We start from the raw sequence: 11,390 nt of genomic DNA on the forward strand, positions 1-11,390 counted from the left end.
ACACAACAACCCGTCGCCGGCCTCGAGCCGGCGGCCAGGTGTGTGGATGGGTAGGGGAGCGTCGTGTGGCGGTCGAAGCGGCGGAGTGATCCAGCCGTGGACGCCACGCGAGTGAGAATGCAGGCATGAGTAGCGAGAGGGGAGTGAGAACCTCCCCCGCCGGAAGACCAAGGGTTCCTGGGCCAGGCTAATCCGCCCAGGGTGAGTCGGGACCTAAGGCGAGGCCGACAGGCGTAGTCGATGGACAACGGGTTGATATTCCCGTACCCGCGAAGGAACGCCCATGCTGAACCCAGCGATGCTGACCGCCCGAACACCGGTGCCCGGTCCTTTCGAGGGCTGGGTGCCGGAACTAGCGCGGGACCCGGACTGGTAGTAGGCAAGCGATGGGGTGACGCAGGAAGGTAGTCCTACCGGTGAGTGGTAGTACCGGTGCAAGGGTGTGGCCCGTGGAACAGGTAAATCCGTTCCACACGAGGGTGAGGCCTGACGCATAGCCGAATGAGGCGAATTGGATGATCCTATGCTGCCGAGAAAAGCCTCTAGCGAGTTCCGAGCGGCCCGTACCCCAAACCAACTCAGGTGGTCAGGTAGAGAATACCGAGGCGATCGAGCGAACTGTGGTTAAGGAACTCGGCAAAATGCCCCCGTAACTTCGGGAGAAGGGGGGCCCTTCACCGTCAACACCTTCACGGTGGGCAGCGGTGGGGGGCCGCAGAGACCAGTGAGAAGCGACTGTTTACTAAAAACACAGGTCCGTGCGAAGTCGTAAGACGATGTATACGGACTGACGCCTGCCCGGTGCTGGAACGTTAAGGGGACGGGTTAATCCACTTCGGTGGGTGAAGCTCAGAACTCAAGCGCCAGTAAACGGCGGTGGTAACTATAACCATCCTAAGGTAGCGAAATTCCTTGTCGGGTAAGTTCCGACCTGCACGAATGGCGTAACGACTTCTCAGCTGTCTCAACCACAGGCTCGGCGAAATTGCACTACGAGTAAAGATGCTCGTTACGCGCGGCAGGACGGAAAGACCCCGGGACCTTTACTATAGCTTGATATTGGTGTTCGGTTCGGCTTGTGTAGGATAGGTGGGAGACTGTGAAGCGGGCACGCCAGTGTCCGTGGAGTCGCCGTTGAAATACCACTCTGGTCGAATTGGATGTCTAACCTCGGTCCGTGATCCGGATCAGGGACAGTGTCAGGTGGGTAGTTTAACTGGGGCGGTTGCCTCCCAAAATGTAACGGAGGCGCCCAAAGGTTCCCTCAGCCTGGTTGGCAATCAGGTGTCGAGTGCAAGTGCACAAGGGAGCTTGACTGCGAGACCGACGGGTCGAGCAGGAGCGAAAGCTGGGACTAGTGACCCGGCACCGGCATGTGGAAGCGGTGTCGCTCAACGGATAAAAGGTACCCCGGGGATAACAGGCTGATCTTCCCCAAGAGTCCATATCGACGGGATGGTTTGGCACCTCGATGTCGGCTCGTCGCATCCTGGGGCTGGAGTAGGTCCCAAGGGTTGGGCTGTTCGCCCATTAAAGCGGTACGCGAGCTGGGTTTAGAACGTCGTGAGACAGTTCGGTCCCTATCCGCCGTGCGCGTAAGAGACTTGAGAAGAGCTGTCCCTAGTACGAGAGGACCGGGACGGACGAACCTCTGGTGTGCCAGTTGTACCGCCAGGTGCACTGCTGGTTGGCTACGTTCGGCAGGGATAACCGCTGAAAGCATCTAAGCGGGAAGCTCGCTTCAAGATGAGGTCTCTCACCGGGACAACCGGGTAAGGCCCCCGCCCAGACCAGCGGGTTGATAGGCCGGAAGTGGAAGCACCGCAAGGTGTGCAGCTGACCGGTACTAACAGGCCGAGGGCTTGACCACACACACCCACCGGGTGCAAGAACACGTGTGCACAGTCAAGCAACGAAGAAGTCTCGCGTCCACTGTGCGGTTCTGAACGCACGAACCAGCCCCTGGTTCCACACGTTCACAGAGTTACGGCGGCCATGGCGAGAGGGAAACGCCCGGCAACATTCCGAACCCGGAAGCTAAGCCTCTCAGCGCCGATGGTACTGCCCTGGAGACGGGGTGGGAGAGTAGGACGCCGCCGGACAACCATTACCGAACGGGGGTCAGAGCTAATAGCTCTGGCCCCCTTTCGTTTGTGTCCGGTTTCTATGCCGTCGGCGACCTGCTGAGCGTGCGCCGTCAATCGAAGAGGTCCTGCAAACATGACTACTCCGCGACGCGGTCCAGGTGGCCCCCGCGGTGACCGAGGTGCCGGTGACGGCCGCGGTTCCGGCAATCCACGAGGTTCCGGCAATCCGCGCGGCTCGGGTGGATCGCGAGGTGCATCCGCCGGCGGTCCACGAGGCGGGTCGACCGGCCGCGGTGGAGCCACCGGTGCCGGCGGCGAGCGGCGCCCCCGGTCGCAAGGTCAGGGGGAGGGATCTCCTCGGGGCGGCCGGAGCGCTGGTTCCTCCCGTGACGAAAAGGGCCCGTGGCAGGAGCGACGTCCCCAGGGTGACCGTCCGCAGTGGCAGGACCGCAGGCCCCAGCACGAGCGTCCCGCCGAAGATCGTCCTCAGCGGTCGGGCGGTGGGCAGGACCGCCGTCCCCAGGGTGACCGTCCGACTGGTGACAGGCCGCAGTGGCAGGACCGTCGTCCCCAAGGGGGGCGCCCCACGGGCGACCGCCCCCAGTGGCAGGACCGTCGTGCGCAGGGTGACCGGCCGACTGGCGACCGCCCCCAGTGGCAGGACCGCAGACCCCACGGCGAGCGTCCCGCCGGGGATCGTCCTCAGCGGTCGGGCGGTGGGCAGGACCGCCGTCCCCAGGGTGACCGGCCGACCGGTGACAGGCCGCAGTGGCAGGACCGTCGTCCCCAAGGGGGACGCCCGACCGGGGACCGCCCGCAGTGGCAGGACCGCCGTCCCCAGGGTGACCGGCCGACCGGTGACAGGCCGCAGTGGCAGGACCGTCGTCCCCAAGGGGGACGCCCGACCGGGGACCGCCCGCAGTGGGAGGACCGCCGTCCGCAGGGTGATCGGCCGCAGCGCACCACCGGGTCGCGCAACGCCCAAGGGCAGTGGCAGGACCGTGCCGGGGGACGCCCGACCGGGGACCGTCCGCAGCGGGACCGGGCACAGAGCGGGAGCGCTGCCCGCGGCGACCGTCCGCAGTGGCAGGACCGCCGGCCCTCCGGTGACCGCCGACCCGCGGGTGGTCGCGCCGCCGGCCGGCCCGGTGCCGACCGCGAGGAGCGGCGTCCTCCGCTGCCGCCCGGTCCCGAGCTGCCCGAGTGGGCCGACCCTCGCGACCTCGACCCCGCCGTCCGCGGAGCTCTCCGCGGGCTCGACCCCCGCAACGCGGACAAGGTCGCCGGCCACCTCGTGGCCGCCGGCACCCTGGTGGAGGACGACCCCCAGGCGGCGCTCGCCCACGCCCGTGCCGCGCGTGACCGGGCGTCGCGCGTCGCGGCCGTCCGGGAGGCGGTCGGTGTCGCCGCGTACCACGCCGGCGACTACGCCGAGGCTGCCCGCGAGCTCCGTGCCTACCGGCGGATGAGCGGTGACCGCGGCTACCGAGCCGTGCTGGCCGACTGCGAGCGCGCGATGGGTCGGCCCGACGTCGCTCTCCGCCTCGTCGCCGAGGGACTCGCCGAGAAGCCGGACGCGGAGGAGACAGCGGAGCTGCGCATCGTCGAGTCCGGCGCCCGGCTCGACCTCGGCGAGGAGGCGGCCGCACACCTGGTGCTCGAGGCCGAGCTCGGGGGGCGTCCCGACCCGGCCATGCTCCAGGGAGCCGACCCCTCCCTCCTGCGCATCGCCTCCGCCTACGCCGACCTCCTGCAGTCGCAGGGACAGGAGGACGCGGCCGCCGAGTGGCTGACCGCGATCGCCGCCGCCGACCCCGAGGACCTCATCGGAGCCGTCGACCGCCTCGGCATCGAGTTCATCGAGGTCGAGCTGGATCTCGGCGACGTCGAGCTCGTCGACGGGGACGACGCGACCGAGGTCGAGCCGGCCGCTCCCGAGCGGGTCGAGGAGCTGCCCGAGGACGACCACGGTCTCGGGCTCAGCTTCGACCAAGAGGTCGAGGCCGAGGTCGCGGAGCTGCTCGGCGAGAGGGGGCCGGCCGAGCCGGGGACGGACGCGCCGGAGCGCGACGAGCACTGACGCCTGTCGGTGTCGCCGGCGCCGTCCACACCCGACGGCGGCGTCCACAGATCGCCGTGGACCATGGGCGGGCCTCCGGTCCTCCCGGAGGCTCGCTGCATGAGCGTGGCTGTGATCGACCGCAACGACGTGGTGCTCCGAGGGCGGGTGTCCGCGGCGGCGGAGATCCGCACGTTGCCCAGCGGGGACACCCTGCTGACCTTCCGGCTCGTCGTCCGCCGGCTCGAACCGCGTGCGCGCGGGCAGTCGGTCGACGTCCTCACCTGCATCACCTACGACCGGTCGCTGCAGCGCCGGGCCGCCCTGTGGCAGCCCGGCGACGTGGTCGAGGTCGAGGGCGCCCTGCAGCGCAGGTTCTGGCGGACCGGCTCCGGCACCGCGTCGGTGTGCGAGGTGAACTGCCGGCGGGGCCGCAAGGTGCCGCGGGCGGGGGCCGGCTCGGCCGAACGGACGGCGTGAACCGAGTCCGGCGACGTCAGTCGGCGAGCGGGCGGAGTACCAGCCCGGTGCGAGGCTTGGGCACGAAGAGCGTGGACTTGCGCGGCATGCGTGCCCCCGCGCGGGCGACGGCGGCCACGTCGGCCGGGGAGGGCGCCCGGAGCAGGAGAGCGACCCCGCTCCGCTCGACCGCCGCACCCAGGGCCTCGCCCACGGTGTGGGCGATCAGCACCGACTCCGGGTCGTCGCGCCGGTGCCACAGGAGATCCAGCAGGCCGTGGTGGGCCAGCACGACGTCGAGTCCCCGCCAGGCGGCCGGCGCTTCCGGCGGAACGGCGGCGAGCACCGCCCCCGACGGGCTCTGCAGCTGGACCAGCCGCGACCCGTCGGTGGCCAGGAAGCCTGTGGCGCGCGGGTCGTCCAGCCACCGCCGCACGGCCACGGCGACGTCCGACGTGCCCCCGGACGATGTCCGGGCGAGCTCGGTCACCCGGAAGCCCTGCGACGCCGCGGCCACGGCTGCGTCGAGCGTCAGGTCGGGGACGACGCGATGGATGGGGTCGACCCGGAGGCCACCCGCTCCCATCGGCGTCACGAGTGCCAGCACCGCGTCGCTGCCGGCGACCGCCGGTTGGCTGCGCGAGTTCGCCCGTGCCGCGGCGAACCGGTGGTGCCCGTCGGCGATCACGGCGTGCGTCCGGCCCAGCGCCTCGGTCAGCCGGCTCAGGACCTGGGGATCGGTCTCCCGCCACAGGCGGTGCAGGACGTCGTCGGTGTCGCGGAGCTCCAGGGTGGGCGGGTCCGTGCGGGCGCGATCGGTCAGCTCGGCCACGACCGGCTCCGGGTCGTGTGCCAGCACGATCGGCTCGAGATCGGTGGCCGTGGCGGCGAGGAGTGCGCGGCGTCCCTCGACGGCGACGGGAAAGGTGTCCTCGTGCGGCAGGACGGCGCTGGAGCCCGCGGGCGGCAGGGCCACGACGCCGAGCCACCCGACGGTCGCCGGTGCGCCCCATCCTTCCCCTCGTCGACCGTTCGCCGTCGGGATCCGCGCCCTCGACGGCCGTCGGGTCCGCCGAGCTGGCCGCCGAGACCCTTGCGAACTGGATCCGCGACGGGATCCTGGAGCGGGACGCCGCGCCGGCCATGTGGCTCTACGAGCTCCGCCCGGCCGGGGGCGCACCGGCGACCGTCGGGTGGCTCGGCGTCGTGGCCCTGCCGCCCGCGGGCTCCAGCGCCGTCCTGCCGCACGAGGACACCTTTCCCGTCGCCGTCGAGGGACGCCGCGCACTCCTCGCCGCCACGGCCACCGATCTCGAGCCGATCGTGCTGGCACACGACCCGGAGCCGGTCGTGGCCGAGCTGACCGATCGCGCCCGCACGGACCCGCCCACCCTGGAGCTCCGCGACACCGACGACGTCCTGCACCGCCTGTGGCGGGAGACCGATCCCCAGGTCCTGAGCCGGCTGACCGAGGCGCTGGGCCGGACGCACGCCGTGATCGCCGACGGGCACCACCGGTTCGCCGCGGCACGGGCGAACTCGCGCAGCCAACCGGCGGTCGCCGGCAGCGACGCGGTGCTGGCACTCGTGACGCCGATGGGAGCGGGTGGCCTCCGGGTCGACCCCATCCATCGCGTCGTCCCCGACCTGACGCTCGACGCAGCCGTGGCCGCGGCGTCGCAGGGCTTCCGGGTGACCGAGCTCGCCCGGACATCGTCCGGGGGCACGTCGGACGTCGCCGTGGCCGTGCGGCGGTGGCTGGACGACCCGCGCGCCACAGGCTTCCTGGCCACCGACGGGTCGCGGCTGGTCCAGCTGCAGAGCCCGTCGGGGGCGGTGCTCGCCGCCGTTCCGCCGGAAGCGCCGGCCGCCTGGCGGGGACTCGACGTCGTGCTGGCCCACCACGGCCTGCTGGATCTCCTGTGGCACCGGCGCGACGACCCGGAGTCGGTGCTGATCGCCCACACCGTGGGCGAGGCCCTGGGTGCGGCGGTCGAGCGGAGCGGGGTCGCTCTCCTGCTCCGGGCGCCCTCCCCGGCCGACGTGGCCGCCGTCGCCCGCGCGGGGGCACGCATGCCGCGCAAGTCCACGCTCTTCGTGCCCAAGCCTCGCACCGGGCTGGTACTCCGCCCGCTCGCCGACTGACGTCGCCGGACTCGGTTCACGCCGTCCGTTCGGCCGAGCCGGCCCCCGCCCGCGGCACCTTGCGGCCCCGCCGGCAGTTCACCTCGCACACCGACGCGGTGCCGGAGCCGGTCCGCCAGAACCTGCGCTGCAGGGCGCCCTCGACCTCGACCACGTCGCCGGGCTGCCACAGGGCGGCCCGGCGCTGCAGCGACCGGTCGTAGGTGATGCAGGTGAGGACGTCGACCGACTGCCCGCGCGCACGCGGTTCGAGCCGGCGGACGACGAGCCGGAAGGTCAGCAGGGTGTCCCCGCTGGGCAACGTGCGGATCTCCGCCGCCGCGGACACCCGCCCTCGGAGCACCACGTCGTTGCGGTCGATCACAGCCACGCTCATGCAGCGAGCCTCCGGGAGGACCGGAGGCCCGCCCATGGTCCACGGCGATCTGTGGACGCCGCCGTCGGGTGTGGACGGCGCCGGCGACACCGACAGGCGTCAGTGCTCGTCGCGCTCCGGCGCGTCCGTCCCCGGCTCGGCCGGCCCCCTCTCGCCGAGCAGCTCCGCGACCTCGGCCTCGACCTCTTGGTCGAAGCTGAGCCCGAGACCGTGGTCGTCCTCGGGCAGCTCCTCGACCCGCTCGGGAGCGGCCGGCTCGACCTCGGTCGCGTCGTCCCCGTCGACGAGCTCGACGTCGCCGAGATCCAGCTCGACCTCGATGAACTCGATGCCGAGGCGGTCGACGGCTCCGATGAGGTCCTCGGGGTCGGCGGCGGCGATCGCGGTCAGCCACTCGGCGGCCGCGTCCTCCTGTCCCTGCGACTGCAGGAGGTCGGCGTAGGCGGAGGCGATGCGCAGGAGGGAGGGGTCGGCTCCCTGGAGCATGGCCGGGTCGGGACGCCCCCCGAGCTCGGCCTCGAGCACCAGGTGTGCGGCCGCCTCCTCGCCGAGGTCGAGCCGGGCGCCGGACTCGACGATGCGCAGCTCCGCTGTCTCCTCCGCGTCCGGCTTCTCGGCGAGTCCCTCGGCGACGAGGCGGAGAGCGACGTCGGGCCGACCCATCGCGCGCTCGCAGTCGGCCAGCACGGCTCGGTAGCCGCGGTCACCGCTCATCCGCCGGTAGGCACGGAGCTCGCGGGCAGCCTCGGCGTAGTCGCCGGCGTGGTACGCGGCGACACCGACCGCCTCCCGGACGGCCGCGACGCGCGACGCCCGGTCACGCGCGGCACGGGCGTGGGCGAGCGCCGCCTGGGGGTCGTCCTCCACCAGGGTGCCGGCGGCCACGAGGTGGCCGGCGACCTTGTCCGCGTTGCGGGGGTCGAGCCCGCGGAGAGCTCCGCGGACGGCGGGGTCGAGGTCGCGAGGGTCGGCCCACTCGGGCAGCTCGGGACCGGGCGGCAGCGGAGGACGCCGCTCCTCGCGGTCGGCACCGGGCCGGCCGGCGGCGCGACCACCCGCGGGTCGGCGGTCACCGGAGGGCCGGCGGTCCTGCCACTGCGGACGGTCGCCGCGGGCAGCGCTCCCGCTCTGTGCCCGGTCCCGCTGCGGACGGTCCCCGGTCGGGCGTCCCCCGGCACGGTCCTGCCACTGCCCTTGGGCGTTGCGCGACCCGGTGGTGCGCTGCGGCCGATCACCCTGCGGACGGCGGTCCTCCCACTGCGGGCGGTCCCCGGTCGGGCGTCCCCCTTGGGGACGACGGTCCTGCCACTGCGGCCTGTCACCGGTCGGCCGGTCACCCTGGGGACGGCGGTCCTGCCACTGCGGGCGGTCCCCGGTCGGGCGTCCCCCTTGGGGACGACGGTCCTGCCACTGCGGCCTGTCACCGGTCGGCCGGTCACCCTGGGGACGGCGGTCCTGCCCACCGCCCGACCGCTGAGGACGATCCCCGGCGGGACGCTCGCCGTGGGGTCTGCGGTCCTGCCACTGGGGGCGGTCGCCAGTCGGCCGGTCACCCTGCGCACGACGGTCCTGCCACTGGGGGCGGTCGCCCGTGGGGCGCCCCCCTTGGGGACGACGGTCCTGCCACTGCGGCCTGTCACCAGTCGGACGGTCACCCTGGGGACGGCGGTCCTGCCCACCGCCCGACCGCTGAGGACGATCTTCGGCGGGACGCTCGTGCTGGGGCCTGCGGTCCTGCCACTGCGGACGGTCACCCTGGGGACGTCGCTCCTGCCACGGGCCCTTTTCGTCACGGGAGGAACCAGCGCTCCGGCCGCCCCGAGGAGATCCCTCCCCCTGACCTTGCGACCGGGGGCGCCGCTCGCCGCCGGCACCGGTGGCTCCACCGCGGCCGGTCGACCCGCCTCGTGGACCGCCGGCGGATGCACCTCGCGATCCACCCGAGCCGCGCGGATTGCCGGAACCTCGTGGATTGCCGGAACCGCGGCCGTCACCGGCACCTCGGTCACCGCGGGGGCCACCTGGACCGCGTCGCGGAGTAGTCATGTTTGCAGGACCTCTTCGATTGACGGCGCACGCTCAGCAGGTCGCCGACGGCATAGAAACCGGACACAAACGAAAGGGGGCCAGAGCTATTAGCTCTGACCCCCGTTCGGTAATGGTTGTCCGGCGGCGTCCTACTCTCCCACCCCGTCTCCAGGGCAGTACCATCGGCGCTGAGAGGCTTAGCTTCCGGGTTCGGAATGTTGCCGGGCGTTTCCCTCTCGCCATGGCCGCCGTAACTCTGTGAACGTGTGGAACCAGGGGCTGGTTCGTGCGTTCAGAACCGCACAGTGGACGCGAGACTTCTTCGTTGCTTGACTGTGCACACGTGTTCTTGCACCCGGTGGGTGTGTGTGGTCAAGCCCTCGGCCTGTTAGTACCGGTCAGCTGCACACCTTGCGGTGCTTCCACTTCCGGCCTATCAACCCGCTGGTCTGGGCGGGGGCCTTACCCGGTTGTCCCGGTGAGAGACCTCATCTTGAAGCGAGCTTCCCGCTTAGATGCTTTCAGCGGTTATCCCTGCCGAACGTAGCCAACCAGCAGTGCACCTGGCGGTACAACTGGCACACCAGAGGTTCGTCCGTCCCGGTCCTCTCGTACTAGGGACAGCTCTTCTCAAGTCTCTTACGCGCACGGCGGATAGGGACCGAACTGTCTCACGACGTTCTAAACCCAGCTCGCGTACCGCTTTAATGGGCGAACAGCCCAACCCTTGGGACCTACTCCAGCCCCAGGATGCGACGAGCCGACATCGAGGTGCCAAACCATCCCGTCGATATGGACTCTTGGGGAAGATCAGCCTGTTATCCCCGGGGTACCTTTTATCCGTTGAGCGACACCGCTTCCACATGCCGGTGCCGGGTCACTAGTCCCAGCTTTCGCTCCTGCTCGACCCGTCGGTCTCGCAGTCAAGCTCCCTTGTGCACTTGCACTCGACACCTGATTGCCAACCAGGCTGAGGGAACCTTTGGGCGCCTCCGTTACATTTTGGGAGGCAACCGCCCCAGTTAAACTACCCACCTGACACTGTCCCTGATCCGGATCACGGACCGAGGTTAGACATCCAATTCGACCAGAGTGGTATTTCAACGGCGACTCCACGGACACTGGCGTGCCCGCTTCACAGTCTCCCACCTATCCTACACAAGCCGAACCGAACACCAATATCAAGCTATAGTAAAGGTCCCGGGGTCTTTCCGTCCTGCCGCGCGTAACGAGCATCTTTACTCGTAGTGCAATTTCGCCGAGCCTGTGGTTGAGACAGCTGAGAAGTCGTTACGCCATTCGTGCAGGTCGGAACTTACCCGACAAGGAATTTCGCTACCTTAGGATGGTTATAGTTACCACCGCCGTTTACTGGCGCTTGAGTTCTGAGCTTCACCCACCGAAGTGGATTAACCCGTCCCCTTAACGTTCCAGCACCGGGCAGGCGTCAGTCCGTATACATCGTCTTACGACTTCGCACGGACCTGTGTTTTTAGTAAACAGTCGCTTCTCACTGGTCTCTGCGGCCCCCCACCGCTGCCCACCGTGAAGGTGTTGACGGTGAAGGGCCCCCCTTCTCCCGAAGTTACGGGGGCATTTTGCCGAGTTCCTTAACCACAGTTCGCTCGATCGCCTCGGTATTCTCTACCTGACCACCTGAGTTGGTTTGGGGTACGGGCCGCTCGGAACTCGCTAGAGGCTTTTCTCGGCAGCATAGGATCATCCAATTCGCCTCATTCGGCTATGCGTCAGGCCTCACCCTCGTGTGGAACGGATTTACCTGTTCCACGGGCCACACCCTTGCACCGGTACTACCACTCACCGGTAGGACTACCTTCCTGCGTCACCCCATCGCTTGCCTACTACCAGTCCGGGTCCCGCGCTAGTTCCGGCACCCAGCCCTCGAAAGGACCGGGCACCGGTGTTCGGGCGGTCAGCATCGCTGGGTTCAGCATGGGCGTTCCTTCGCGGGTACGGGAATATCAACCCGTTGTCCATCGACTACGCCTGTCGGCCTCGCCTTAGGTCCCGACTCACCCTGGGCGGATTAGCCTGGCCCAGGAACCCTTGGTCTTCCGGCGGGGGAGGTTCTCACTCCCCTCTCGCTACTCATGCCTGCATTCTCACTCGCGTGGCGTCCACGGCTGGATCACTCCGCCGCTTCGACCGCCACACGACGCTCCCCTACCCATCCACACACCTGGCCGCCGGCTCGAGGCCGGCGACGGGTTGTTGT

General features: G+C 69.8%; 6 protein-coding genes and 4 rRNA genes. 5 read left to right on the forward strand and 5 right to left on the reverse strand.

Annotation, left to right across the window (positions count from 1 at the left end):
• The 4 genes from E4P40_RS28635 to E4P40_RS22645 all read left to right on the forward strand — a co-directional run.
• Nucleotides 1-1,870: ribosomal RNA gene (locus E4P40_RS28635) — 23S ribosomal RNA — on the forward strand; the annotation flags it as partial.
• A gap of 115 nt (nt 1,871-1,985) precedes the next feature.
• A 5S ribosomal RNA gene (gene rrf, locus E4P40_RS22635) occupies nt 1,986-2,102 on the forward strand.
• A 1,279-nt stretch (nt 2,103-3,381) separates the two neighbouring features.
• Nucleotides 3,382-4,167: a hypothetical protein gene (locus E4P40_RS22640; protein WP_135160654.1), complete on the forward strand. Its 786-nt coding sequence runs from the start codon at nt 3,382-3,384 to the stop codon at nt 4,165-4,167.
• 99 nt (nt 4,168-4,266) lie between these two features.
• The gene (locus E4P40_RS22645) at nt 4,267-4,626 is read left to right on the forward strand and encodes a single-stranded DNA-binding protein (protein WP_135160655.1); all 360 of its coding nucleotides are present in this window, start codon (nt 4,267-4,269) and stop codon (nt 4,624-4,626) included.
• A gap of 16 nt (nt 4,627-4,642) precedes the next feature.
• Here E4P40_RS22645 and E4P40_RS29120 read toward each other — a convergent pair whose 3' ends face one another.
• Nucleotides 4,643-5,581, reverse strand: coding sequence for a DUF1015 family protein (locus E4P40_RS29120; protein WP_245160520.1), 939 nt, complete (start codon nt 5,579-5,581; stop codon nt 4,643-4,645).
• Between the two features lie 26 nt (nt 5,582-5,607).
• Between E4P40_RS29120 and E4P40_RS29125 the strand changes: the two genes are divergently transcribed.
• The gene (locus tag E4P40_RS29125) at nt 5,608-6,750 is read left to right on the forward strand and encodes a DUF1015 domain-containing protein (RefSeq protein ID WP_245160521.1); all 1,143 of its coding nucleotides are present in this window, start codon (nt 5,608-5,610) and stop codon (nt 6,748-6,750) included.
• Between the two features lie 16 nt (nt 6,751-6,766).
• Here the strand turns inward: E4P40_RS29125 and E4P40_RS22655 are convergent, their stop codons facing one another.
• The 4 genes from E4P40_RS22655 to E4P40_RS28640 form a co-directional block, all read right to left on the reverse strand.
• Nucleotides 6,767-7,126, reverse strand: a complete 360-nt coding sequence (locus E4P40_RS22655; protein WP_135160655.1) for a single-stranded DNA-binding protein — start codon at nt 7,124-7,126, stop codon at nt 6,767-6,769.
• Between the two features lie 99 nt (nt 7,127-7,225).
• Nucleotides 7,226-8,011, reverse strand: coding sequence for a hypothetical protein (locus tag E4P40_RS22660; protein WP_135160654.1), 786 nt, complete (start codon nt 8,009-8,011; stop codon nt 7,226-7,228).
• 1,279 nt (nt 8,012-9,290) lie between these two features.
• Nucleotides 9,291-9,407, reverse strand: a 5S ribosomal RNA gene (gene rrf / locus E4P40_RS22665).
• A gap of 115 nt (nt 9,408-9,522) precedes the next feature.
• Nucleotides 9,523-11,390: ribosomal RNA gene (locus E4P40_RS28640) — 23S ribosomal RNA — on the reverse strand; the annotation flags it as partial.

The sequence above is a fragment of the Blastococcus sp. CT_GayMR20 genome (assembly GCF_004570345.1).